The organism is Streptomyces glaucosporus, from assembly GCF_039533345.1.
Lineage (GTDB): Bacteria > Actinomycetota > Actinomycetes > Streptomycetales > Streptomycetaceae > Streptomyces > Streptomyces glaucosporus.
Map to the genome: position 1 here is coordinate 1 of NZ_BAAATJ010000001.1, position 24190 is coordinate 24190.

The following is a 24190-nucleotide window of genomic DNA, read 5'->3' on the forward strand; positions in this document are numbered from 1 at the left end:
CGCGCCGGCCGCCAGGGCCATGTCCATGATCTTGTGGATCTTCTGCGCGTGGGCCTCGCCCAGCGCCCCGCCGAAGATCCGGAAGTCGTGGGCGTAGGCGAACACGGTGCGGCCGTGGACGGTTCCCCAGCCGGTGACCACGCCGTCACCGTGAGGCTTGCGGTCCTCCAGGCCGAAGCCGGTGGCGCGGTGCCGCCGCAGCGGCTCCACTTCGGTGAAGGTGCCCTCGTCGAAGAGGGAGTCCAGCCGCTCGCGGGCGGTGAGCTTGCCCTTGGCGTGCTGTCTGCGGGTGGCCTCCGGGTCCGGTCCCCGTCCCACCTCCTCCTTGAGCCGGTGCAGTTCGGCGGTGGCCCGGCGCAGATCGGGGCCGGGCAGCGGGGCCGCTGCCCCTTCCGGCACCGGTTCCCGTTCCGCTGCCGGCGTCTGTGTGCTCGTGAGGTCGTCGAGGATCGTCATCGGCCGAACGTAGGAACGGAACCTCGAAGTCGGCTGGAGGGCCGTACGACCCGGCCGGTCCTCCGGTCAGCGGCCCGCGCGCACCGCGGCGTCCAGTTGCGGGTCGCCGGAGAGCACGGCCTGGTGCAACCGCTGGAGTTTCGGCGAGGGCTCCATGCCCAGTTCCTCGATGAGCGTTCCACGCAGCCGCTGGTACGCCTCCAGGGCCCGCCAGGAGTTGCCCGAGCGGTGCAGGGCCACCATCAGCTGGGCGCAGAAGTTCTCGTGCATCGGGTGACGGGCGGACAGCACCCGCAGTTCGGGTACGAGTTCGGTGTGCCGGCCCAGCCGCAGGTCGGCGTCGATGCGCCGCTCCAGGGCGGCCATCCTGTCCTCCTCCATGCGCAGGACCTCCAGTTCGAGGACGCTGCCCACCCGGACGTCCACCAGGGCGGGCCCGTGCCACATGGCCAGGGCGCGGCCCAGCAGTTCGGAGGCGACGCGGTCGTCGCCGGCGTCGTAGGCGGCCCGGCCGGAGGCGGCGAGCTGCTCGAACTCCTGGACGTCCACCTGGCCGGGCTGGACCTGGAGGAGGTAGCCGCCGTGCTGGGTGACCAGGACGTCCTTGGCCTCGCGCGTCGGGTCGTCCTCCAGCGCCACCGCGATCCTGCGGCGCAGCTGGAGGATGTAGGTCTGCAGGGTGGTGGCGGCGCTGCGCGGGACGTTCTCCCCCCAGATCTCCTCCATCAGGGTGGGCACGGTCACCACGTGGTCGGCCTGGAGCGCGAGGAGGGCGAGGATCTGCCTCGGCTTGGCGGCGCTCGGAACGATCGACACTCCCCGTTCCACCGCGGTGAGCGGTCCCAGAACTCTGATCTCCATGGTGTGCTCTCCCCTTGTCGAGCCGTACCCGCCGGCGGTCCGGCCAGCGGTCCTTCCCGGAGCATTGAGCGAGGCTCGCACGGCACAGGAGCGGGGCACAGTGAACCGCTCACGAGCGCAATCGTGAAAATGTCATGCCCCGGTGATGACTTCCGCACTGGGCGCGGCGACGGCACGGCTCGCAGAATTCTGAACCACACGGATCGAACGCACAGTCGTTTGAGACAACAGGGGGTTCCCATGGGAAGCAACGCGTCCGCGGCCGCCGTCCGCCACGACACCGGGGAGGACCACAGATTCGCCGAACTGGCGGCACGGGCCGGCCTCGAGCCCGAGCTGGGCAGGCGCTACGCGGCCGACCCGGTCTCGGTCCTCTCCGAGTTCGGGCTGTCGGCGGCCGAGGCGCCCTACGGCGACGTTCCGGCCCCCTCCGCGGTCCTCGTGGATTTCGGCCCGTTCGCGTCCGAGCCGGTCTACATGGACGGTCCGGTGACGGTCGAGGACCTGGACGGCGTCGACGCGTACGGTTCCATGGTGCGGGCCTGCCTCACCTGCTGGCGCACCGAGTCCTCCTCCCTGCACGCGCAGGGTCGGTGAACGCGTGAGACGTTGCGAAGAGGCTGCCGGGGACGGCCCCTTCGTGGGTTTCCGCCAGCACCTCCGGGTCGAGGTGGTGCCCGGCGAAGCGGTGTACCTGCTCTCCCCTCGCGGGGTCAGGGCGCTGCACGGCAGGCAGGCGGAGGCCATCGCCCCGCTGCTGGACGGCACCCGCACCCTGAACGAGGTGCTGCGCGAGGTCCGGTCCCGGGTCTCCCCCGTGGAGGCCGGCCGGATCATCGGGGAACTGGCGCGGGTCAACCTCGTCGGTTACCGGCACGCCCCGCGGGAGGGGTCGGACGTGTCGGCGGCCGCCTACTGGGAGCTGGCCGGGCTGGACGGCGGCACCGCGGACGCGGCACTGGCCCGCACGACCGTGCGGCTGATCACCGTGGGCGGAGTGGACGGCCGTGAGGCGCGGGCGGCCTGCGAGGAGTCCGGCCTGCGGGTGCTGGGGCCGGCCGACGGCCCGGAGCCGGTCGGGCCGGGGGACGGGGGGAGCGGCGGGAACGTCTTCTCGCTGGTGCTCTGCGACGACTACCTGGCCCCGGACCTGGGGCCCGTGGACGCCTGGCACCGCGAGCGGCGGCTGCCCTGGCTGCTGGCCAGGCCGTACGGCGACGAGCCGTGGGCGGGCCCGGTGTTCCGGCCGGGCGAGGGGGCCTGCTGGTCCTGCCTGGCGCACCGGGTGCGCGCCCACCGCCGGGCGGAGATCCCGCTCCAGCGGGCCATCGGCACCAGCGCTCCCCTGCCCCGTCCGGTCGCCTCCCTGGCGGCCGGACGGGGGATGGGGCTGCGGATGGCCGTGCTGGAGGCGGCCAAGTGGCTGGCCGGGCTGCGCAACGCCGAGCAGGACTCCGTGTGCGTCCTGGACACCCTCAGCCTGCGCACCGGCCACCACCCGGTGCGCCGCCGCCCCCAGTGCCCCGAGTGCGGCGACCCGGGGCTGGTCGCCGAGCGCGGTCGGCGGCCGGTCGTCCTGGTCTCCCGGCCGAAGGCCGCGGGGGGCGGGAGCAACGATCGCGCCCTGACGCCGGAGCAGGTTCTGGAGCGGTACGGCCATCTGGTCGGCCCGGTCACGGGGGTGGTGCGGGAGGTCAGGCGGGACACCCGCCTGCCCGAGGGCGTCAACTGCTACGTGTCGGGCCACAACCTGGCCCTGGGCGCGCGTACGCTCGCCGAACTGCGCGGCGGCCTGCGCACGCTGAGCGGCGGCAAGGGCGTCACCCCGCTGGAGGCCGAGGTGGGGGCGCTGTGCGAGGCGGTGGAACGTTACTCCGCCACCCGGCAGGGCGACGAGCCGACGGTGTTCGACACCCTGGAGGGCCTCGGGGAGCAGGCGATCCACCCCAACGCGTGCCAGCTCTTCGACGAGCGGCAGTTCCGGGACCGGGAACGCTGGAACGCCTCCGTCTCCGCCTTCCACCAGGTGTGCGCGCCCTTCGCCGCCGACCGGCCGGTGGAGTGGACGCCGGTGTGGTCCCTGACCGCCGGAACGCACCGGCTGCTCCCCACCTCCATGCTGTACTTCGGTCACGACGCCGCCCCCGACGGGTCCCTGCCGTGCGCCGACTCCAACGGGAACGCCGCGGGAAGCAGCCTGGAGGACGCCGTCGTCCAGGGCTTCCTGGAACTGGTGGAGCGCGACGCGGTGGCCCTGTGGTGGTACAACCGCACCCGCCAGCCCGCCGTGGACCTGGACGCCTTCGACGAGCCGTGGCTCGCCGGTGTCCGGGACGCCTACGCCCGCATGCACCGCGAGCTGTGGGTCCTGGACCTCACCGCGGACTTCGGGATTCCCGTGATGGCGGCGGTGTCCCGGCGCACGGACAAACCGGCGGAGGACATCACCCTGGGGTTCGGCGCGCACTTCGACCCCCGGCTGGCGCTGCGCCGCGCCCTGACGGAGATGGGGCAGCTGACGGCCGCGGTGGCCGGCGTGGGGAGGGACGGGCCGGGGTACGGTGACGCACTCCCCGACCTGTTGTCCTGGTGGACCGGAGCCACCATAAGAAACCAGCCATATTTGGTCGCGGACCAGTCAACGCCCCCACTGGCTCCGGGAGATTACGGCCACACCCCCCGCCGCGACCTGCACGACGACGTGGAAGCGGCGCGGAAGCTCGTCGAGCAGCGGGGGATGGAACTCCTCGTACTCGATCAAACACGCCCTGACGTGGGAATTCCGGTGGTCCGGGCGATCGTGCCCGGTCTGCGCCACTTCTGGGCCCGTTTCGCCCCCGGGCGCCTGTTCGACATACCGGTGACACTCGGCCGCCTCGACCGCCCCACGCGCTACGAGAATCTGAATCCGATTCCGCTCTTCGTCTGATTTCGGACGCCGACCCTCTCCTGTGGCCACTCAGAACCGTTGGCCAATACGATGCGGACGATCCGCGGTCCACATCACGGTTTTCGTCGAGGAGCAGCCTGGTGCACAGCAAACCGGACAGCGCCTCCTCTCTCCGGGTTCCCGCGACCGCGGGAACCCGGACGCCGTCTCCCCCCGCGGGGGAGGGTCACGAACCGCCCGCACCGACCCTGGCCAGGGTGATCACCGTGGCCACCGTGGTGTACTACGCCGCGATCGTGGTGCTCAACGTCCTGTGGAGCAAGGCGGAGTCCGGTGAGGTGCTGGTCTGCGTCGCGTGTGTGGCCGTGCTCTTCGTCGTCCAGCTCCTGCACGTCTCCCCCCGCGCTCGTCGGTGGCCCATGCGCCGCCGCTGCGCGACGCTCACCGTACAGGCCGTCCTGACCTACCTGCCGTTCCTGCTGTTCGGCGTCAACTGGGGCACCATGGCCGGCCCGCTGGCCGGTTCGCTGCTCCTGCTGCTCCCCGGGAGGTTCGCCTGGCCGCTGTACGGGCTGATCGCGGGCAGCATGGTCGCCGTGACCGTCTCGTCCGGCCTCGACTGGGTGATGGTCTCCTACATGACGGCCGGGTCCATGATGGCCGGGCTGATCATCTACGGGATGGCCCGGCTGAGCGACCTCATCGCCGAAGTCCACGCGTCCCGCGCGGAGATGGCCCGGATGGCGGTCACCGAGGAGCGGCTGCGGTTCGCCCGGGACCTGCACGACCTGCTGGGGTACAGCCTCTCGGCCATCACGCTCAAGAGCGAGCTGACCTACCGCCTGGTGGCCACCCGGCCCGACCGGGCCCGTGAGGAGATCGCCTCCGTCCTGGAGGTGTCCCGGCAGGCCCTGGCGGACGTGCGGCTGGTCGCCAGCGGCTACCGCGACATGTCGCTGGAGGCCGAGGCGGAGTCGGCGGCCGCCATCCTCGCCGCGGCCGACATCCGGGCCGAGACGGCCGTCTCCTGCGGCCGGCTGCACCCGGTCACGGACACCGTGCTGGCGACCGCCCTGCGGGAGGGCGTCACCAACATCCTCCGCCACAGCAAGGCCCAGACGTGCCTGATCTCCGTGAGCGTGGAGGAGGAGACGGTACGGCTCCGCCTGGTGAACGACGGGGTGGCGGGCCAGCGGCCGGACCGCTCCTCGCACAGCGGCAGCGGACTGGGCAACCTCCGCACCCGGCTGACCTCGATAGGCGGCCGGGTGGACGCGGGCGTTCGGGGGGACGACCGCTTCGAACTCGTCGCGGAGGCTCCTGTACACCCGGCGGTGACCGAGAAGCAACAGCAGGGGAGCACCCTGGGGGCGGCGGACACGGCGAGATCCGCGGCCTGACGCGGAGGGCCCGGCACACGCGCCGGACATGACTTGGTTGGGGGGCCAGTGCTGTCGGTGAAGATCCTGCTCGCCGAAGACGTCCATATGATCAGGGGGGCGCTGATCGCACTGCTGGAGCTGGAGCCCGACTTCGAGGTCGTCGCCGCGGTCGACCGCGGCGACCGCATCGTGGACGCCGCTCTGCGGACCCGGCCCGACGTGGCCGTCATCGACGTGGACCTCCCCGGCATCGACGGCCTCACCGCGGCGGCCCGGCTGCACGAGGAACTCCCCGCCTGCCGGACGCTGATCCTCACCAGCCTCAGCCGTCCCGGCACCCTGCGCCGGGCGCTGGCCGCGCAGGTCACCGGGTTCCTCCTGAAGGACGCGCCCCCGGACCGGCTCGCCCACTCCGTCCGGGCCGTCGCGCAGGGGCAGCGCGTCATCGACCCCCAACTGGCCCTCTCCGCCTGGGACTCCCCCGAGAACCCGCTCTCGCCGCGGGAACTGGAGGTGCTGCGGCTCGCCGCGCGGGGCGCCGACGCCGCCGAGATCGCCGGCACCCTCTACCTGTCCAAGGGAACCGTCCGCAACTATCTGACGACCATCGTCGCCAAGCTCAACGCCCGCAACCGCATCGACGCCGTACGGATAGCCGAGGAGGCCGGCTGGATCCCCTGACCCGCCCCGGCCGGCCGCCCGTCACCCCGGGCCGCCGCCCGCCGTGCCGAGCAGCGCGTCCAGCAGGCCGGTGTCCAGCGTGGTCCGCACCGACAGGTCGGCGGTGTCGCCGAAACCCGCGTCGTACACGGCGGCGCTGACCACGTACCGGCCGTCCACCCCATGGGTGCCGAACGCCCATCCGGTGCCGTCGACCGGCGTGCCGTCGGGCCGCACCAGCCGGGCCCGGCCGGCGTCCAGGGCGAAGCCGAACTCGGTGAACCGGAACCGCAGTCCCTGGCCGAGCGCCTTGCTGTACGCCTCCTTCAGGGTCCACAGCCTCACCAGGGTGTCGTTGCGCGCGTCCGCCCCGTCCGCGTCCAGCCGGGCCAGCTCGTACGGGGTGTACGCCTGGGACTCCGAGCCGGTGCCCGCCATCCGCCGGTCCACCAGTTCCACGTCCACCCCGATCCGCCCCTTGCGGGTGACGCCGACGACCACCATCTCCTCGGTGTGGCTGAGGCTGACGTCGATCTGGTCGCAGCCGCGCACGTAGGGACGCCCGCCCGGCTGGTACGCCAGGTCCACCTGGTCGGCCGCCGTGTCGATCACCGCGGCGACGACGTGCCTCAGCAGGATCCGTGAGGCCGCGAACCGCTCCCGGGTGAGCGGGTGCGACAGCACCTGGTAGCGGCGCCAGTCCCGGCCCAGCAGCGGGGGCAGCTCCGCCTCCCCGCCAAGGAAGCGCCAGTCGGGCAGCCGTCCGGCCACCACCACGGTCCCCGTCCGCGACAGCTCCCCGCGCACACGCTCCCAGGGGCCCGCGGGACCCGGCACCGCCACGGGGGCGGGAACCGTCCCGGGGGCCTCCACCTCCGTGAAGTCCGCCACCTCAGTCCTCCGCCAGGGGGACGGAGAGCGGTCCGGCATCGAGAGCGGAGAGCACGCCGGCGAGGTCCACGGCGTTGGACTCCGGGCCCCGGCACGCGGCCAGGCACACCGGCCCCCGGTCTCCCCCCATGCGGCGCAGGAAGGGGGTGAGGACCACCTTGGGGCCGATCTCCACGACGTGGGAGGGGGTCTGCTGGGCGAGCATCTGGCGGGCGGCGTCGGCGAACCGCACCGTGGAGGTGATCTGCCGGGTCCAGTAGGGCTCGTAGAGGGGCTCGCCCGTGTACCCGCCGCGCACCGTGGAGTAGAAGGGCACCCGCGGCGCGCCGCCGGGCAGCCGCCGCACCACCGTCCCGAACCGGGGCAGGACCGGCTCCATCAGCGGGGAGTGGAAGGCGTGGGTGACGTTCAGCATCGCGGCGGCGATGCCGCGCGCGGCCAGCTTCTCCTGGACCCGCTCCAGCCCGGCGATCTCGCCGGACAGCACGGTGGCCTTCGCCGCGTTGACCGCCCCGATGCTCACCCCGGGCTCGTCGGACAGCAGGTCCGCCGCCTCGTACGCGGGGGCGCAGGTGGCCATCATCCCGCCGCCCGAGGGCAGGTACTGCATGAACGCACCGCGCAGGGACACCAGTTGGGCGGCGGCGGACAGCGGCAGCGCCCCGGCCGCGACGGCCGCGGCGAACTCGCCGATGCCGTGCCCCAGCACCGCCACCGGCCGCACCCCCGACTCCTCCAGCGTGCGGGTCAGCGCGTACTCGACGGCGAACAGCGCGGGCTGGGTGAACGCCGTCTGGTGGATCCGCGGGTCGCCGCTGAGGATCAGGTCGACGACCGACGTCCCCGTGTAGGGAAGCAGCGCGTCGGCCGCCTCGTCCAGGTGGGTGCGGTAGCCCGTGGAGTGCAGGTACAGCCCCGCGGTCATGCCGGGGTGCTGAGAGCCCTGGCCGGTGAACACGAAGGCCGCCCGCACCCGGCCGTCCCCGCCGGGCCTGGGGTCCCGCAGGGCGAGGTACCGGGCCAGCGCGCGCACGGTCGGGTACGCCCAGATGTCGGTGGGGTCGATCAGCGGGCCGAACTCCTCCTCGATGTCGCCGTAGAGGCTGAGCGCGGCCACGGAGTCCAGCCCGTGCTCGACGAACGACGCGGCCTCCTCGACCGGCCGGCCGAGGTAATGGGCCAGTCTTTCCGTCAGCCAGTCTGCGTACGCCTGCTCGCGTACCCTGCGAGGCAGTACGGACATCTCTCGCTCCTTTTCAGCGGCTCGGGGGAGGGGCGCGGCGGCGGGTCAGGCCAGGGCCGTGCCGTAGAGGTCGTAGCTGCGCCGCCCGTGCAGACGTGCCAGCACCTCGGCGAGCACCCGCCGCTCGCAGGCGACGGGACGGTCCGGCAGGGACAGGCCGAGGCGCCGGCACAGGCGGTACAGGGCGGCCGTGGGCCAGGCGGGGTCGGCGAGGAAGACGCCCGCGGCGGTGCCGTCCGGTCCGTCGGCGGCGCCGGACCGCTGCTCGCGCCACACGCCCAGGCAGGCGGCGGCGGCCAGCACCAGGGCGTACCGGTCCGCCAGCGCGAAGCTGCGCGGGTCGACCAGGGCCGCCCGGTCACCGGGCTCGATCCCCGCGAACACCCCGCGCAGTTCGTCCAGTTCCGCCACCAGGGCACGGATGAGGTGCCGCAGCGCCTCCCGGCACCCCGGCGTGTCGCCGGGCAGGTCCTCGGTGCCCAGCAGGCCGTCGGTGGCCACCAGGGTCGCGGCGAGCGGGTCGCCGTCGCCCAGCAGCGCCGGGCGGCCCAGGTCCAACGGCGGGAGGTCCTCGTGGAGCCGGAACAGCGCGGCCGGGGCCTCGGCGTCGGAGAACCAGGCGTTCCGGGCGAAGAACGGGAGCTGCGGCAGGAGGCTGATCTGGCGGCCGGCGCTGCCCGCGTGGCCCAGCGAGGTGACCGGCAGGTCGCGCAGCTGCTTGCCGAACATCGCGTACGCCCCGTCCGAGGCGAAGGTCTCCTCGCCCAGCACCGCGGACATCTCGTCCATCGACTCGGTGACGATCCTCGGGGCGAGGTAGGCGGCCGCGGCGGCGTACGCGCTGGTCTGCCGGGGCAGCAGATGCAGGCCGCGCGTGGCCACCAGGGCGAGGCAGTCGCTCAGCAGCAGGTCCAGGAAGGCCCCGGTGAGGACGTCCCGCACGTGCTGGACGTCCAGCGACGAGCGCCCGTCGGCGCGGCGGCGGACCGCGAACCGGGCCACGGTGCGCAGCGCGGTGTCCGCCCCGGCCAGCACGATGGACGGGATGAGGCCGCGGATGACCAGCGAGGAGCGCAGGGACACCTCGTAGCCGTCCCCGAGCCCGCCCACCAGCGCCCCGCCCGGCACCGGGCAGTCGACGGCCCGCAGGCCCCCGAACTCGGCGCTGCGCATCCCGTTGGTGGAGCGCCGGGCGAGATCGGTCAGCCTGCCGGGCGGCAGCGTCCTGCGGTCGAGCAGCAGCACCGAGTGGCTGCGTCCGCCGGGGTCCTCCGACGTCCGGGCGAAGACCACCAGCCCGTCGGCGCGGGAGGCGTTGGCGATCACCGCCTTCCTGCCGTCGAGGAGGAAGCCGCCGCCCGCGGGCCGGGCGGTGAACTCGTCGCGGACGAAGTCGTTGCCGTGGGCCATCTCGTGCCGCACGACGGCGACGCGGCGGCCGTCCAGCAGGTGGCCGGCCACCTCGGCGCGCTGCCCGGCGTCGCCGGCGATCCAGACGGGGGCCGCCGCGAAGAAGCAGTTGAGGCCGTGCCCGAAGCCGACCGAGGCGTCCCGGCGGAAGACGGGGCGCAGCACCCGGCCGAGGGTGTCCATCCGCGACAGCCTGCCGCCCAGCTCCACGGGGACGAACTCGGCGTTGAAGCCGTGGGCGTCGAGGACCTTCTCCGCCTCGGCGAGCACGTCGCCGGCCGCATCGGCGGCCAGCAGGGCGTCCTGCCCCAGCGGGTTGCCGGGATCCTCCAGCGGGCCGAAGGCGCGCTCCAGCGCGGCGGCGCGGTCCTCGGTCGTCTCCATCACCGCTCCCCGGCCGTCATCAGTTCCCTCACCTCGGGCAGGAGTTCCTGGTGCAGCGGGCGCAGCTCGCCGCGGAGGAACAGCCCGCGCATCGCGGAGCGCTCCACCTTGCCGCTGGTGGTGCGGCGCACCGTGCCGGGACGCACCAGCAGCACCCCGCCCGGCCGCACTTCGAACTCCTCGACCAGGCGGTTGCCCACGGCGGCCGCGAGCCGGGCCAGGTCGATGTCGTAGCGGCCCCGGGCGCGCAGCTCCTGGACGACGACGACCCGGTCCCGCTCGCCGGGCACCGCGAACGCCGTCGCGGCCCCGAACAGGCTGCTGACCTGCTGCACCGTGCGTTCCAGGTCCTGTGGGTAGAGGTTGCGGCCGGCCACCACGATCATGTCCTTGAGCCGTCCGGTGACGTACAGCCCGCCCTGGTCGACGGTGCCCAGGTCGCCGGTGCGCAGCCAGCCGCCCTCGCCGTCGGCGGTGCGGCCGTCGAAGGTCAGCGCGGTCTCCGCGGGCCGGCCCCAGTAGCCGCGGGCGACCCCGGGGCCGCGCAGCCAGATCTCCCCGATCCTTCCGTCGGGCAGTGCCTCTCCGCTGCCGGGGTCGGTGATCCGCAGCTCGCAGCCGGCGACGGACCCGCAGGAGACCAGGGTCCGCTCCGGTTTCCCGGGGGACGGCGGACGCAGCTCGTCGCGCTCCAGGGCCGCGGCGTCCACGGTCAGGTGCGCGGGCGCGTCCCCGTCCCCGCTCCGGCGGGCGGCGCCGGCCACCAGCAGGGTCGCCTCGGCGAGCCCGTAGCAGGGGGTGATCGCCTCGGGCCGCAGCCCGGCCGGGGCGAACCGCTCGGCGAAGGCGCGCAGGGTCTCGGCCCGCACCGGCTCGCCGCCGCTGACGGCGGTCTCCCAGCCGGACAGGTCCAGGCCCGCGATCTGCTCGTCGGTGATCCGGCGCAGGCACAGGTCGTACGCGAAGTCGGGGGCGCCGCTGACGCTGACTCCGTACCGGGAGATCGCCTCCAGCCAGCGGACCGGCCGCTTGACGAACGCGGTGGGGTCGAGCAGCACGGAGGTGCCGCCCAGCCACAGCGGGTGCAGGAGCTGGCCGACGAGTCCCATGTCGTGGTGGAAGGGCAGCCAGCCGCCGAGCCGGGCGCCGGGGCGGGTGCGCAGCGCGCGGCCGATCGCCTCCTGGTTGGCCAGGATGTTGCCGTGGGTGACCATCACGCCGCGGGGTTCGCGGGTGGAGCCGGAGGTGTACTGGAGGAGGGCCACGGTGTCGGCGTCCAGATCGGGCGGGGTCCAGTCCGGCGCTCCGGGGACGGCGTCCGCGGCCAGGCAGGGAATGCTCCCGTAACCGGTGCGGGCCAGCAGCCGGGAGACCTCCGGGGCCTCGGCGGAGTCGCTGACGACGATGCTCACGGCCGCGTCCCGGACGATGCCCGCCACCCGCTCCTCGTGGTGCCGCCGCCCCCCGACCGGCGGCACGGGGATCGCCACGGCACCCGCGTACAGGCAGCCCAGGAGGCTGACGGCGAACAGCCGGCGGGACGACTGGAGGATCAGCACCCGCTCGCCCGCGGCGCCGTGCGCCTGGAGCCATCCGGCGAGGCGCTTGGCGGCGCCGTCCAGCTCCCGGTAGGCGACCGTCTCCGCGGCGGGCACGCCGGCCGGCGTGCCCGTCCCGGACAGCAGGACGAGCGCCTCCCGGTCGGGCGATTCCGCGGCCCTGTCCAGAATGAGCTCGGTGAAGTTCCGGTAACCGCTCATCGCCTCCCCCTCGCGTGTCGTCGCGGCCGCCGGGTTCTCGGCGTCCGCTCCTGTGACTCCTCCGGGAAGGTACGAACACCCTCTCGAACCGGGCTCGACAACGTCCGGACCGTCTCCCGCCTCACGGGTGTGACCAGGCCCTGGGCGAGCGGTAGCCGGGCCGGCCGGCGCGCCAGCCGGCGCGCGGCGCGGGGCCTTCCGGGCCGGGCCCGCCGCCGGGGTCGTCGGCGGGGTCGTTCCGCAGCAGGGCCAGCAGCACGGCGGTGACCGCGGCCAGCTCCAGGTCGTCCGGTGCACCGCGGACCACGGTCAGCAGGGTGGGGCGCGTCTCGTCGGGCATGGGGCAAGGCTGTGCCCCGACGGTCGAGCCGCGCTCGCGCGCGGGACGCGGGAGGAGCACCGGGGCCCCGGGGGTGCGGGAACACCGTGCGGGGCGGGCCCCGTAGGGTCCCGCCCCGCCGTGGTCTCCGCGCTCAGCCGGCGATGCCCCGCTCGTAGGCGATGTGCCGGGTGCGCTCGACGCCGACCCTGGCGACCCGCCTCAGCGCTTCGAGGGCCTCGCGGTGGCCGCGGCCGGTGAGGGCGCGGTCGCAGGAGGAGGTGTCGCGCCACCACGCCAGGCCCAGGTAGCGCTGCGGCCGCAGGGTGGATCTCAGCAGGTCGAAGCCGCCGAAGCCCCCGGTGCCGGCGAAGTACCGGGAGAGCTCTTGGACGTTCTTCTCGAACTCCTGGCACCCGCCCAGGACCGTGCACGGCAGCAGCACCACGTTCTCGTGTCCCGTCAGGGCCTCCCCCACCAGCATCCGGTCCACGCTCACCGCCTGGTCGGCCTCGGTGTCCACCATCGGCTCCAGCGTCCGCACGTGGTCCAGGAACGTCTCGGTGTGGGCGGTCTCGATGAACCCCTTCAGGCTGCGCCAGTGCCCCACGTGGACGTAGGTGCGCGGGGGTTCCACCAGCCGTACGGTCACCAGGTACGCGAAGCCTTTCCGGCGGCGCAGGTACTGGGAGTGCGCGCGGAACTCCTGCTCGAAGTCCTCGGGGTCCCCCTTGACGGTGAACCGGTTGACGATCGTCAGGGGACCGCTGAGGTCACGGTCGGGCATGGAGGTTCTCCGCGAACTGCTTGGCGTGGCGCAGGGTCGTGGTGCTGTTGGCGCCCAGGGCCTGCCGGACCTTGGCGCGTGCCTCGGCGAGCGTGGCCCGGGGGCCGAGGAGCCGGCGGACGCCCTCCGGGTCGAGGGTGACGGTGTGCCAGGAGGTGGCGCGCACTCCCTTCCCATGGGGTTCTATCACCCACCGGCCGGTGTGTCCGCTCATCACCACCGGAACCCTGAGCTGCTTGTAGACGATGGTGTGCCGGTCGGGGAAGCACACCCGCACGGACATGGTGTTGTGGAGGGACCCGTCGGGGCTGCGGGTGTCCATGTCCATCCGCTGGACGGTGGATCCGCCCCCGTCGGAGGGGGCTTCGGCGAGGTCGATCCGGGCGACGTGCGGCAGTCGCGCGGGCCACAGGTCGGCGCGGTCGAGGAAGGCGAAGACGTCCTCGGCCGAGCCGTCGATGTCCACCGAGTCGCTGAAGGTGAAGCGGATCTCGTCCTCGCCGGGGCCGGCCTCGGCGGAGTTCCGCAGGGCCGCCAGCTCGGCGCGGCTGTTGCGGTCGATCGCCTGCTCGATCAGGGCGACCGCCTCGGGGTCGTCGTCCACGGCGGTGTAGTCGTGCAGCAGGACGACGCGGCTGCCGCCGTCGTCGTCGGACTCGATCCGCCACTCCCCGCCCATCGACGCCACCGGGTGGGCGGACACCACCTGGCGGAAGGAGACCGTGCGGGTGCGGGCGTTGAGGATGCGGTGCGAGGTCCAGGAGCGGACCTGGTCGCCCGCCGTGGCCCAGATCCGCAGGAGCTGCTCGTCGGACTCCTCCTTCAGCACCTCGACGTGGACGGTGGGCCCGAAGACCTGCGGCCACGCGGAGACGTCGGCGACCAGCCCGTAGACGGTGTCGGCGGGCGCGCCGACGACGACCGTGTGCTCCGTGACACGGGTCCGGGGGGCTTCGGCGGTTCCGGCGACGGCGGTAGCGGAGTTCGGCACCACAGCGGATCTTCCCTTCGGTCGCGCCGCTCGCACGGCGCCTGTTGTCAGGTTGTCGGAGAGCGCTCGAGCCGGACTGGAGCGCCGGACGAGGTGTTCGGTGCCCGTGGTCGGCGCACGGGCGGGACCGTCAGGCCGGGCCGGGACGGTCCAGGATCTCCACCACCGCCGAGCCCCAGCTGTAGCCGGCGCCGACGCCGATCAGGAGGCAGCGGTCGCCGGGCTTCGCCCGGCCCGAGACGATCAGGTGGTCCAGGCTCGCGAACTGGTCGCCCGCGCCCAGGTGTCCGACCGTGCGGCTCCAGTCCCAGACCGTGCGGGCCGGGTCGATGCCGAACGGCTGGTGGTAGATGGACCGCAGCCGGCGCCGTCCGAAGTGCGGCAGGACCACCCAGTCGGCGTCGGCCAGTTCCATGTCGGCGTCGGCCAGTGCTTGTTTGATCACGGTCTGCTGCCCGGCGTGGGCCCGGGTGACGGCGTACGACATGCCCACCCGGGCCACGAAGGACCGCTTGGCCTCCTCGAAGTCGACCGGGATGCGGTGCGAGAAGGGGGCCTTCCCGAACGGCTCGTCGCCCCGGTGCAGCGGTTCCAGTTCGGGGTCGGCGAACATCGCCAGGGAGCGCAGCCGGGCGTACCCGCCGCGCCGGGAGAGCACCAGCGCGGTGGCCCCGTCGGCGTACGGGGTGCCCGGGTCGGTGTGCCAGCGGTCGATGCCGGGTTCGCAGAACCGGTCGGCGGTGGTCAGCAGCGCGTCGCAGCGGCCGGGCACGGCCGTGAGGTAGGAGTGGGCGAGGTCCAGGGCGGCCATGCCGCCGTTGGACATCTGCCGGATCTCCAGGGCCGGGCAGGTGTTGCCGAGCGTCTCGCGCTGGATGTAGGAGGCGACGGGCCACAGGTCCTGGCCCTGGTGGTAGGTGTCGGCGTGGAGGATCAGGTCGATGTCCCCGCCGGCGCTGCCGGCCCGTTCCAGGGCGGTGCGGGCGGCGTGCACCGCCATCTCGGCGGCGGACTCGCCGGGCGAGTACGCCACCGAGACCATGTCCGTGGCCGCGGCGATCCGGGCCGGGCAGTCGCCCGCCTCCACGGCGTCGGCGATCCGCAGGGACGAGGGAAGCCGCACTCCGGTCCCCCGTATGAAGATGTCTTCCACTCGCACAGCCACTCCCTGTGTCGTCGCGGTGTCGTGGGCGGTGTCGTCGGCGGTGTCGTCGGCGGGGCGCTGAGGGTCAGCCCGCGGCCGCCGTCGCGGGGGCCGCGGCGCGCCGGCCGGTCCGGTGGTCGGCCCCGCGCTCGGTCAGCAGGACGTAGCGGACCGCGTCCAGCAGCGCCCGCCAGGACGCGGTGACGGTGTTGCCGTCCACGCCGACGGTGCCCCAGCGGCGGCGTCCGTCGGTGAAGGTGATCAGGACACGGGCGGCGGCCGCGCTGCCCGGTCCTCCGTCCGCACCGCTTCCCAGCACCCGGACCTGGTAGTCGACCAGTTCCAGCCGGGACAGCTCGGGGAAGAACGTGTCGAGCGCCTGGTGCAGCGCCCGGTCCAGGGCGTTGACGGGCCCGTTGCCGGTGCCGGTCGCGGAGAGCGGCGCCCCGTCGACCCGCAGCCGCACCGACCCCTCGGTGCGCACCCCGCCGCCGGCCCGCCGTTCGACGCCGACCTTCCACGCGTCCACCTCGAAGGGCTGGTCGAGGTCGCCGCCGGTCAGCTCCTCCAGCAGCAGCAGTTCGAAGGACGCGTCGGCGGACTCGAAGCTGTAGCCGCGGTTCTCCAGCTCCTTGACCCGGGCCGCGGCACGCGCCACCGGCTCGGACCCGGCCGAGACCTCGTAGCCCAGCTCGCGGGCCTTCAGCTCGATGGAGGACCGCCCGCCCATGTCGGAGACCAGGGTGCGCATGGCGTTGCCCACCCGCGCGGGGTCGATGTGCTGGTACAGGTCGGGGTCGACGCGCAGGGCGGACGCGTGCAGCCCGGCCTTGTGCGCGAAGGCGGAGGCGCCGACGTACGGGGCCGCCGGGTGGGCGTGGACCCCGGTCAGCTCGCCGATGGCGCGTCCGGTCTCCGCCATCCGCCCCAGCCGCTCGACGGGCACCACGTCGGTGCGGCCCCGCTTGAGGACCAGGTTGGCGGCGACGGTGAACAGGTTGGCGTTGCCGCACCTCTCCCCGTAGCCGTGGGCGGTGCCCTGGACGTGGTCGGCCCCGGCGTCCACCGCGGCCAGGGTGTTGGCGACCGCGCAGCCTGAGTCGTCGTGGCAGTGGATGCCCAGCCGCGCACCGGTCGCCGCGAGGGTGTCCGCGACGACGGCGCCGACCCCGTCCGGCAGCGAGCCGCCGTTGGTGTCGCACAGCACCACGGCCTCGGCGCCGGCCTCGGCGGCGGTGCGGACCACCTCCAGGGCGTACTCGCGGTTGAGCAGCCAGCCGTCGAAGTAGTGCTCGGCGTCCACGAACACCCGCCGCCCGGCCCGCACCAGGTGCCGCACGGTGCCGGCGATCATGGCGAGGTTCTCGGCGAGCGTGGTGCGCAGGGCGAGCTCCACGTGCCGGGTGTGGCTCTTGGCCACCAGGGTCACCACGGGCGTCTCGGCCTCCAGCAGCGCCCGCACCTGCGGGTCGGTGGTGACCAGGGTGTCCGGCTTGCGGGTGGCGCCGAAGGCCGCCAGCTCCGCGGTGCGCAGGTCCAGTTCCGTGCGCGCCCGGCGGAAGAACTCCGTGTCCCTGGGGATCGCGCCGGGCCAGCCGCCCTCGATGAAGCCCGCCCCGAACGCGTCCAGGTGGCGCGCGACGGCGAGCTTGTCCTCGACCGTCAGCACCAGGCCCTCCTGCTGCGTTCCGTCGCGCAGGGTCGTGTCGTAGAGCTGGAAGCGCCGCTCGGCCATCGTCCCTCCCTCCTTCGTGCCGCCGGTCGCCGGACGGCGCCGCGGGAGGTGCCACCGTCCGGCGACCGGCTGGAGGAACACTCGAGAACGGGTCGTCCTCGAGGAGCGGTCCGGTCCGGGCGGTGAGCGGGCGGGGCCGGTGCGGATAGGCTGGTCCGCCATGCCCACTCATACGACACCGCCCCCGGTGCTCGGCCGACGGGCGCTCAACCGCGCCCTGCTGGCACGTCAGTTACTGCTCGAACCGGCGGACCTGTCCGCCCTGGAGGCGATGGAGCACCTGGTCGGCCTGCAGGCGCAGTCCCCCAAGGCCCCCTACGTCGGCCTCTGGACACGACTGAGGGACTTCCGCCACGGCGAGCTGTCCGAGCTGCTGACCTCCCGGAAGGCGGTCCGCATCGCCCTGATGCGCGGAACGGTCCACCTGGTCAGCGCCCGTGACTGCCTGACGCTGCGTCCCCTGGTCCAGCCGCTGTTCGACCGCGATGTGCTCCCCGTCTACGGTCGGCAGCTCGCCGGCCTGGCGCCCCGCGAGGTCGCCGACGCGGGCCTGGCCCTGCTCGCGGACGGGCCGCGCAGCGCCGCGGAGCTGGGGAAGCTGCTGCAGGAGCGGTGGCCCGACCGGCCGCCGTCCGTACTGGCCAATGTGTTCCGCTTCGTGGAGGCCCTGGTGCAGACCCCGCCCCGCGGGGTCTGGGGATCCTCCGGGCAGCCCGTCTACGCCCGCGCCGAGGACTGGCTGGGCAGCCCCCTGGACGGCGGCGCGTCGCCGCGCTCCATGGTCCTGCGCTACCTGGCCGCCTTCGGTCCGGCCACCGTCCAGGACATCCAGGCCTGGTCGGGGCTCACCCAGCTGAGGGAGGTCACCGAGGAGCTCCGCCCCGGGCTGCGGATCGCGCGGACCGAGGAGGGCGCCGAACTCCTGGACGTCCCCGGCGCTCCGCTCCCCGATCCCGACACGCCCGTGCCGCCGCGCTTCGTCGCCGAGTTCGACAACCTGATCCTCTCCCACGCCGACCGGTCCAGGGTCATCAGCGACAGCGCCCGCAAGGCGATATACACCAAGAACGCCCAGATCCCGGGAACGTTCCTGGTGGACGGCTTCGTGCACGGCAAGTGGAAGATCACGCAGCAGCGGCGCGCCGCGACCCTGACCCTCACCCCCTTCGCGCCCCTGCGGAAGGAGGACGCGGACGCGCTGACCGCCGCCGGCGCCGAGCTGCTCGCCTTCGCCGCCGACCGGGCCGAGACCTTCGACGTCCGCATCGAACGGCCGCCGGCCTGATCCTCCGGCCGGGTCGCTCCCCCGCTGGTCGAGCGTCGCTCAAGCGCCTCGCGGAACACTCGGAACGCATCCTCATTCCGACCAGGAGGCCCGATCCATGACCACCGAAGCCATCCCCACCACTTCCCGGGAAGTACGGCTGGCGTCCCACCTCGACGGGGAGCTCTCGGAGAAGAACTTCGAGTTCGCCGAGGCGCCGGTCCGCGAGCCCGGGGACGGAGAGCTGGTCGTACGCAATGACTACCTCCAGGTCAGCGCGGTGATGCAGGACCTGATGAAGCAGGACGCCGAACTGCCCATGCCGCTGTTCCAGGTCGGCGAGGCCCTGTGGGGATCGGCCGTCGGCACCGTGGTGCGCTCCAACAGCCCGGACTTCGCGCCGGGTGACGTGGTGGCGAGCACCGACGGCTGGCGGGAGTTCTCCACCGGCCCGGCCGAGAACTTCTTCAAGCTCGACACCAGCCTCTACCCGAGCCCGGTGCACTACCTGTGCCAGGGCCCGACGGCCTACCACGGCATGGTGGACATCGCCGAGGTCGGCGAGGGCGACGTGGTCTTCGTCTCGGGCGCGGCCGGCGGTGTGGGCTCGCTCGCGGGCCAGATCGCCAAGTGCCGCGGCGCCAAGCGGGTCATCGGCAGCGCCGGCAGCAAGGCGAAGGTCGACTACCTGGTCAACGAGCTCGGCTACGACGCCGCCTTCGACTACCACGACGGCCCGGTCCTGGACCGGCTGCGCGAGCTGGCGCCCGAGGGGATCAACGTCTTCTTCGACGTGGTGGGCGGCGAGCAGTTCGAGGCGGCCGTCCAGGCGGCGGCGCATGGTGCCCGCTTCGCCCTCTGCGGCGCCCTCGCCGGCCAGGTCGGCGACAGCCTCGGCGGTTTCCCCCGCCTGGACATCATGACCTCCATCGTCCGGGAGATCTCCATCCGCCCGTTCGCCACGTACCACACCCCCGAGCAGATCTGGGCGTGGAACCAGCACTTCAGCACCTGGCTGCGGGAGGGGAAGTTCGTCTTCCCGCACACGGTCGTCGAGGGCGGTCTCGGCGAGGCCCCCAACGCCCTGATGGCGATGCTGGCCGGCAAGTACACCGGCAACGTCGTGGTCAAGATCTCCTAGGGCCGGAGGGGCTTGCCATGCCGACGCCACAGCCCACCGAAGAGCTGGACGCGTTCACGTCCCAGCCGCTCCAGTGGTCACCGAGCGACACCGGGGAGGGGCTCGAACTCGCTTCTGTCGAAGTGCCCCTGGACTACGCCGATCCCGGCGGCCGGCGCATCTCGATCGCGATCAGCAGGCGCCGGGCGGCGGACCCCGCCCGGCGGCGGGGCGTCCTGCTGTCGGTCCACGGCGGTCCGGGCGGCGACAACGGCCACGGCCGGATGATGCCGGTCGAGCTCCACCGGACCACCCCGCTGAACGAGGTCTACGACCTGATCGGTTTCGACCCGCGCGGCACCGGCGCCTCCACCCGGCTGGACGGCGAGGACACTCCCGCACGGGCCGTCTTCGACTCCCGGCCCCCGGACTCCGCGTTCGCCGTCCTCACCGAGGACATGCGGGCCCGCGAGGAGGGGTGCCGGCGTGCCGGGGGCGAGCTGCGCCCGCACATCAGCACCCGCAACACCGCTCGCGACATGGACCTGATCCGCGCCCTCCTCGGCGAGGAGCGGATCAGCTTCGTCGGCTACGCCTACGGCACGCTCGTCGGCGCGGTCTACGGGACCATGTTCCCCGCGCGTCTGGACCGCAGCGTGCTGGACTCCTCCGTCCACCCCGGCTGGGACTGGCGGCGGCAGTTCATGGCCCAGGCCCGCGCCGTGCGGGAGAGCGTCGACGCGTGGGCGGCGTGGGCCGGCGAGCGCAACAGCCGCTACGGCCTGGGCACCGACGCAGCGCAGGTGCTGGCCTCCGTCGAGGAGACCGCGGCGCTGCTGGCCGGCCGCACCCCGGACGCGTCGCTGCGCACCGCCTTCGACGGGATCATGGGCACCCTCGCCCCGCTGCGACCGCGCTGGGACGTACTGGCCCTGCTCGTCGGCGACCTGCACAAGGCCGCCGCCTCGGGAAGCACCGAGCAGGCGCGGCAGTTGCTCGCGGGGCAGTCGGCCTGGCGCCCCGGCTCGGCCGCCGGCCAGGTGCGGGAGGCCGTGCTGGAGGCGGTGACCTGCGAGACCGACTGGCCCTCGGACCTGGAGGTCTACTACCGGGACATGCGGCGCTTCCGGGACGAGTGCCCCTACGGCTACGGCGTGCTGCGCGCCCAGCCGTGGGTGGGGACGTTCCGCACGTTCACCCCGGCCGAGGAGGCCACCCGGGTGCGGCGCGAGGGGTATCCGGCCGGTCTGGTGGTCCAGGCCGACGGGGATCCGCTGGACCACCACGAGGGCGCCACCGCCATGGCCGAGCGGCTGGGGCACCGGCTGGTCCTCGTGGTCGACTCCGGAGCCCACGAGATCTACGGCTTCGGCGGCAACCCCGTCGTGGACGAGCACGTCAACCGCTACCTGCTGGACGGCGTCCTGCCCGACGGGCCGGTCCGCTGCCCGGGCGACCCGCGGCCGGACGTGCCGCCGGACGGCGCGTAGCCGGGCGGGACCGCCCCGCGGGGCACGGAGGAGACACCGGGGCCGCCACGCTTGAAGCGTGGCGGCCCCGGTGTCGTGCTGCCCGGCCCCCGGCGGGGGCACGGGCGTCAGGAGGGCGGTCCGTCCAGGAGGGCGGCGAGGGTCGCGGGGGTCGGCGACTCGTACACGCGCCGGATGGGGATCCGGCAGCCCAGCACCGCCCGGATGCGGGCGGTCAGCCGGCCGGCCATCAGCGAGTGCCCGCCGAGTTCGAAGAAGTGGTCGTCCACCCCGACGGCCCGTACCCTCAGCACCTCGGCGAACAGTTCGCACAGCACCCGCTCGCGGTCCGTCCGCGCCTCCCGGCCCGCGGACGCGCCGGCGGAGGGGGTGTCCTCGGGTGCCGGGAGGGCCCGGCGGTCCACCTTGCCGTTCGGGGCGAGCGGGAACTCCGGCAGGAGCACCACGGCGGAGGGGACCATGTACTCCGGCAGCGACCCGGCCGCGTGCCGCCGCACCGAGGCGGCGTCGGCCCCGCCGACCACGTAGGCCACCAGCCGCGGCCCCCCGGGGCGGTCGTTCCTGGCGACGACGGCCGCCTGGGCCACCTCCGGGTGGCTCACCAGCACCGCCTCGACCTCTCCCGGCTCGACGCGGAAACCGCGGATCTTCACCTGGTCGTCGGTGCGGCCGATGAACTCCGCGTGGCCGTCGGCGTTCCACCGTCCCAGGTCCCCGGTGCGGTACATGCGGCTGCCGGGCGGTCCCATGGGGTCCGCCACGAAACGGGCGGCGGTCAGATCGGGGCGGTTCCGGTATCCGCGCGACACCTGCGGCCCGGCGATGTACAGCTCCCCGGCCTCTCCGGGGGCGACGGGCCTCAGCTCCTCGTCCAGGACGCGGACGGGCACGTCCGGGATCGACGGTCCCAGCGGCGCGGAGGCCGGCCAGTCGGCCGGGTCGTCGGGGGCCGTGTGGAAAGTGGCGACGTGCACCTCGGCCGGCCCGTAGACGTTGTGCAGGCGGAAGGGCGAGCGCAGCGCGAAGTCCCTGATCTGTCCCTCGACGTTCAGGGCCTCGCCGCCCTGGTAGACGTCCGTCAGCGTGGCGAGGTCGCTGCCGCTCTCCTGCGCCGCCGCCAGCACGGCCTCGATCGCGGCCGTGGGTGCGTACAGCTCGTTCACCCGGTGGCGGTCGATCCACTCGACCAGCCCGGCCGGGTCGCGGCGCAGGTCGTCGGTGGGAATCACCAGGGTCTTGCCCGCGACGAGCGTGCCCAGGATCTCCTGCACCGAGAAGTCGAAGCCGATGGCGGTGAACTGGGCGGTGCGGGTCCCCGGTCCGCCGGGGAGCGCTGCCCGGTGCCAGACCAGCAGGTGGGTCAGGCCCCGGCAGGGCATGGCTATCCCTTTGGGGCGGCCGGTCGAACCGGAGGTGTAGACCACATAGGCCGGGTGCCCGGCCAGAAGGGGCCCCGTACGGTCCTCGTCCCGCGGGTCGTGGCCGGGCCGCTCCCCCACCTCCCGCCGCACGGCCGGGTCGTCCAGCAGGACCAGACCCGTGCCGGGCGAGTCCCCCGGCATCCCGGCGGCCGTTTCCGCCGTGGCGATCACGCAGGCCGGCCGCGCGTCCCGCAGCAGGTACTCGATCCGCTCGGCAGGGTACGCGGTGTCCACCGGCAGGTACGCGGCCCCGGCCTTCAGAACGGCGAGCAGCGCGACGATCAGGTCGGCCGACCTGGGCAGGACGAGGGCGACCACGCTCTCCGGGCCCACCCCGCGGGCGGCGAGGTGGTGCGCCAGCCGGTTGGCGGCGGTGTTGAGCTCGCCGTAGGTCAGCCGTGCGTCGGCGGACTCCAGGGCCGGGGCGCCGGGGGTGCGGGCCGCCTGCTCCTCGAACAGGCCGCACGGCAGTTCCCCGGGCGCGGGCGGAACCGTGCCCGCCGCACCGTCCGCCTCGCGGACCAGGCTCCGGGGCCGCGGGTCGCTCCACCGGTCCTCGACGTACCGCAGGCACGCGGCCCGGGTGTCCGGGCCGAAGGCCGTCCGCCATCCGGCGGGAACGGCGAACCCCGCCGGCCACAGCGAGTACTGGCCCTCCTCGTTGACCAGCGCCCGGTGCGGCGCGGCGGTGTCGTCGAACGGATTCATCTCATCTCCCCCTGTGGGGGCCCGAAACACAGGCCGGGGGCCCGCCGGGCCCCCGGCCCGGGAGTCAGACCGTGATTGCGATCCTGTCGCCGCCGAAGGCGGGGACGGCCTGGGACGAGTAAGGGTTCAGCGCGTCCTCGGGGTGGTACTCCAGGTCGACGCCGGTGCCCGCGCCGGTCTCCGCCGCGGCCTCCAGCAGCACGTCGAGCACCAGGTGGTCCTCCAGTGCGATGCCGGTGGAGTCGAAGACGGTCGTGGTGTCCCGCAGGGCCGCGGCCGTCCCGGGCTCCGCGCACAGCCGGGCGAGGCTCGGTCCCAGCGCGTCGGCGGCCAGGCGCTGGCACTCGCCCTCGCGCAGGGCCTGCTCCGGGTGGTCGGGGCAGACCACGGCGCGTTCCAGCAGGCCCTGCGGGAGTTCCGTCTTGCCCACCAGGTCGGCGCCGACGGCGTTGACGTGCAGGTGCTCGCGCCCGGGGACGTCGGGGAGCACCGGGCCCCGGCCCACGCCGACCGAGGTCGCCGTGGTGATGACGTCCGCCCGCGCGGCGATGTCCGCCGGGGTGGCGGGCTCGACGTCGAGGCCGAGGAAGGACACGCGCCGGGCGAAGGACCGCAGGTGCTCCGGCTCGGTGTCCCAGGCCAGGACCCGCTCCACCGGCAGGACCAGGCTCAGCGCGTGGAGCTGGGTGACGGCCTGGGCTCCGGTGCCGACGAGGCCGACCGTACGGCTGTCCGGGCGGGCCAGGGCACGGGTGGCGACCGCCGATGCCGCGCCCGTGCGGATCGCCGTGGGCAGCACGCCGTCGGCGACGGCGACCAGGCGCCCGGTGGTGTCGTCGAAGCGGGTGAGCGTCCCCAGGATCGTCGGCAGCCCGAACAGCCGGGGATTGCCCGGGCTGTAGGCGACCGTCTTGATCGTGACGCTCTCCCCCTCGGCCCGGTGGGGCATCCACTCGATGATGCCGGGCGCCGGCACGGGTCTCAGGAAACCGTCCCGCAGCGGTGACAGCTCCCCTCCCTCCAGATGCACCTGGCGGAATCCCTCGGTCAACCGGTCGATGACCCTGTTCATGATCTCGGACCGGCCGATCTCGTCGAGTATCCGGCGTATGTCGGCCTGGGTTATCAGGAGCGTTTCCATCGGGTTCCCCTCGTTGATCGTGCCCGGTCGTCGTGTGAGTGGTCGTGTGAGTGGCCGTGCGGGGGCGGGTGGCCGTGTGCTGACCGTGTTCCGCCCGGCCGGTGCCACTGCGCCGCCGGGCCCGTGTGCGGGC

At 73.8% G+C, this 24190-nt stretch carries 20 protein-coding genes; 7 read left to right on the plus strand and 13 right to left on the minus strand.

The genetic code is table 11. The annotated features are described in order from the left end of the window. Both ABD358_RS00005 and ABD358_RS00010 read right to left on the minus strand, forming a co-directional pair. On the minus strand, positions 1 to 456 hold a 456-nt coding region (locus tag ABD358_RS00005; protein ID WP_344628662.1), incomplete at its 3' end, for a carboxyl transferase domain-containing protein. Positions 457 to 522: 66 nt separating this feature from the next. Further along, positions 523 to 1317, minus strand: a complete 795-nt coding sequence (locus ABD358_RS00010; RefSeq protein ID WP_344628663.1) for an AfsR/SARP family transcriptional regulator — start codon at positions 1315 to 1317, stop codon at positions 523 to 525. Between the two features lie 240 nt (positions 1318 to 1557). On the opposite strand from ABD358_RS00010, the gene ABD358_RS00015 reads away from it, so the two are divergent. From ABD358_RS00015 to ABD358_RS00030, 4 genes are all read left to right on the plus strand, one after another. Continuing rightward, a complete protein-coding gene (locus tag ABD358_RS00015; protein WP_344628664.1) occupies positions 1558 to 1914 on the plus strand; it encodes a hypothetical protein in 357 nt (118 codons plus the stop codon). Positions 1915 to 1918: 4 nt separating this feature from the next. Continuing rightward, positions 1919 to 4246 carry a TOMM precursor leader peptide-binding protein gene (locus ABD358_RS00020; protein WP_344628665.1) on the plus strand — a complete coding sequence of 776 codons (2328 nt, stop codon included), beginning with the start codon at positions 1919 to 1921 and terminating at the stop codon, positions 4244 to 4246. A 218-nt stretch (positions 4247 to 4464) separates the two neighbouring features. Beyond that, positions 4465 to 5607 (plus strand): sensor histidine kinase, encoded by a 1143-nt coding sequence (locus tag ABD358_RS00025; RefSeq protein WP_344628666.1) that lies wholly within the window; start codon positions 4465 to 4467, stop codon positions 5605 to 5607. Positions 5608 to 5658: 51 nt separating this feature from the next. After that, on the plus strand, positions 5659 to 6270 hold the full coding sequence (locus tag ABD358_RS00030; RefSeq protein WP_344629035.1) for a response regulator transcription factor: 612 nt from the start codon (positions 5659 to 5661) through the stop codon (positions 6268 to 6270). A 21-nt stretch (positions 6271 to 6291) separates the two neighbouring features. Here the strand turns inward: ABD358_RS00030 and ABD358_RS00035 are convergent, their stop codons facing one another. From ABD358_RS00035 to cimA, 9 genes are all read right to left on the minus strand, one after another. Next, positions 6292 to 7140 carry a 4'-phosphopantetheinyl transferase family protein gene (locus ABD358_RS00035; RefSeq protein ID WP_344628667.1) on the minus strand — a complete coding sequence of 283 codons (849 nt, stop codon included), beginning with the start codon at positions 7138 to 7140 and terminating at the stop codon, positions 6292 to 6294. Between the two features lies 1 nt (position 7141). Then, positions 7142 to 8383, minus strand: coding sequence for an acyltransferase domain-containing protein (locus ABD358_RS00040; protein WP_344628668.1), 1242 nt, complete (start codon positions 8381 to 8383; stop codon positions 7142 to 7144). A 45-nt stretch (positions 8384 to 8428) separates the two neighbouring features. Continuing rightward, entirely contained in the window at positions 8429 to 10177 is a 1749-nt protein-coding gene (locus tag ABD358_RS00045; protein WP_344628669.1) for an acyl-CoA dehydrogenase family protein, read from the minus strand. Continuing rightward, positions 10177 to 11937: a fatty acyl-AMP ligase gene (locus ABD358_RS00050; RefSeq protein WP_344628670.1), complete on the minus strand. Its 1761-nt coding sequence runs from the start codon at positions 11935 to 11937 to the stop codon at positions 10177 to 10179. Before ABD358_RS00050 ends, ABD358_RS00045 begins: the two co-directional genes overlap by 1 nt. A 121-nt stretch (positions 11938 to 12058) precedes the next feature. Then, positions 12059 to 12277 carry an acyl-CoA carboxylase subunit epsilon gene (locus tag ABD358_RS00055; RefSeq protein WP_344628671.1) on the minus strand — a complete coding sequence of 73 codons (219 nt, stop codon included), beginning with the start codon at positions 12275 to 12277 and terminating at the stop codon, positions 12059 to 12061. A gap of 133 nt (positions 12278 to 12410) precedes the next feature. Beyond that, entirely contained in the window at positions 12411 to 13043 is a 633-nt protein-coding gene (locus ABD358_RS00060) for an antibiotic biosynthesis monooxygenase family protein (protein WP_344628672.1), read from the minus strand. Continuing rightward, on the minus strand, positions 13030 to 14034 hold the full coding sequence (locus ABD358_RS00065) for an aromatase/cyclase (protein WP_344628673.1): 1005 nt from the start codon (positions 14032 to 14034) through the stop codon (positions 13030 to 13032). Before ABD358_RS00065 ends, ABD358_RS00060 begins: the two co-directional genes overlap by 14 nt. Before the next feature lie 130 nt (positions 14035 to 14164). Beyond that, the gene (locus ABD358_RS00070) at positions 14165 to 15193 is read right to left on the minus strand and encodes a ketoacyl-ACP synthase III family protein (protein ID WP_344628674.1); all 1029 of its coding nucleotides are present in this window, start codon (positions 15191 to 15193) and stop codon (positions 14165 to 14167) included. 70 nt (positions 15194 to 15263) lie between these two features. Further along, the gene (gene cimA / locus ABD358_RS00075) at positions 15264 to 16913 is read right to left on the minus strand and encodes a citramalate synthase (RefSeq protein ID WP_344628675.1); all 1650 of its coding nucleotides are present in this window, start codon (positions 16911 to 16913) and stop codon (positions 15264 to 15266) included. 160 nt (positions 16914 to 17073) lie between these two features. On the opposite strand from cimA, the gene ABD358_RS00080 reads away from it, so the two are divergent. The 3 genes from ABD358_RS00080 to ABD358_RS00090 all read left to right on the plus strand — a co-directional run bounded on the left by ABD358_RS00080 (position 17074) and on the right by ABD358_RS00090 (position 20787). Continuing rightward, positions 17074 to 18198 (plus strand): winged helix DNA-binding domain-containing protein, encoded by a 1125-nt coding sequence (locus tag ABD358_RS00080; protein WP_344628676.1) that lies wholly within the window; start codon positions 17074 to 17076, stop codon positions 18196 to 18198. Positions 18199 to 18295: 97 nt separating this feature from the next. Beyond that, positions 18296 to 19318, plus strand: a complete 1023-nt coding sequence (locus ABD358_RS00085) for a zinc-binding dehydrogenase (RefSeq protein WP_344628677.1) — start codon at positions 18296 to 18298, stop codon at positions 19316 to 19318. A gap of 17 nt (positions 19319 to 19335) precedes the next feature. Continuing rightward, positions 19336 to 20787 carry an alpha/beta fold hydrolase gene (locus ABD358_RS00090; protein ID WP_344628678.1) on the plus strand — a complete coding sequence of 484 codons (1452 nt, stop codon included), beginning with the start codon at positions 19336 to 19338 and terminating at the stop codon, positions 20785 to 20787. A 107-nt stretch (positions 20788 to 20894) separates the two neighbouring features. Here the strand turns inward: ABD358_RS00090 and ABD358_RS00095 are convergent, their stop codons facing one another. After that, positions 20895 to 22916 carry an amino acid adenylation domain-containing protein gene (locus ABD358_RS00095; RefSeq protein ID WP_344628679.1) on the minus strand — a complete coding sequence of 674 codons (2022 nt, stop codon included), beginning with the start codon at positions 22914 to 22916 and terminating at the stop codon, positions 20895 to 20897. A gap of 64 nt (positions 22917 to 22980) precedes the next feature. Beyond that, positions 22981 to 24057, minus strand: a complete 1077-nt coding sequence (locus ABD358_RS00100) for an ornithine cyclodeaminase family protein (protein ID WP_344628680.1) — start codon at positions 24055 to 24057, stop codon at positions 22981 to 22983. Positions 24058 to 24190: the final 133 nt, after the last annotated feature.

Excerpts from the sequence above, each read along its gene's own strand:
- ABD358_RS00095 (WP_344628679.1), bottom strand. The coding sequence starts at position 22,916 with ATGAATCCGTTCGACGACACCGCCGCGCCGCACCGGGCGCTGGTCAAC.
- ABD358_RS00090 (WP_344628678.1), top strand. The coding sequence starts at position 19,336 with ATGCCGACGCCACAGCCCACCGAAGAGCTGGACGCGTTCACGTCCCAG.
- ABD358_RS00055 (WP_344628671.1), bottom strand. The coding sequence starts at position 12,277 with ATGCCCGACGAGACGCGCCCCACCCTGCTGACCGTGGTCCGCGGTGCA.
- ABD358_RS00050 (WP_344628670.1), bottom strand. The coding sequence starts at position 11,937 with ATGAGCGGTTACCGGAACTTCACCGAGCTCATTCTGGACAGGGCCGCG.
- ABD358_RS00010 (WP_344628663.1), bottom strand. The coding sequence starts at position 1,317 with ATGGAGATCAGAGTTCTGGGACCGCTCACCGCGGTGGAACGGGGAGTG.
- cimA (WP_344628675.1), bottom strand. The coding sequence starts at position 16,913 with ATGGCCGAGCGGCGCTTCCAGCTCTACGACACGACCCTGCGCGACGGA.
- ABD358_RS00040 (WP_344628668.1), bottom strand. The coding sequence starts at position 8,383 with ATGTCCGTACTGCCTCGCAGGGTACGCGAGCAGGCGTACGCAGACTGG.
- ABD358_RS00045 (WP_344628669.1), bottom strand. The coding sequence starts at position 10,177 with ATGGAGACGACCGAGGACCGCGCCGCCGCGCTGGAGCGCGCCTTCGGC.
- ABD358_RS00015 (WP_344628664.1), top strand. The coding sequence starts at position 1,558 with ATGGGAAGCAACGCGTCCGCGGCCGCCGTCCGCCACGACACCGGGGAG.
- ABD358_RS00085 (WP_344628677.1), top strand. The coding sequence starts at position 18,296 with ATGACCACCGAAGCCATCCCCACCACTTCCCGGGAAGTACGGCTGGCG.
- ABD358_RS00060 (WP_344628672.1), bottom strand. The coding sequence starts at position 13,043 with ATGCCCGACCGTGACCTCAGCGGTCCCCTGACGATCGTCAACCGGTTC.
- ABD358_RS00080 (WP_344628676.1), top strand. The coding sequence starts at position 17,074 with ATGCCCACTCATACGACACCGCCCCCGGTGCTCGGCCGACGGGCGCTC.
- ABD358_RS00100 (WP_344628680.1), bottom strand. The coding sequence starts at position 24,057 with ATGGAAACGCTCCTGATAACCCAGGCCGACATACGCCGGATACTCGAC.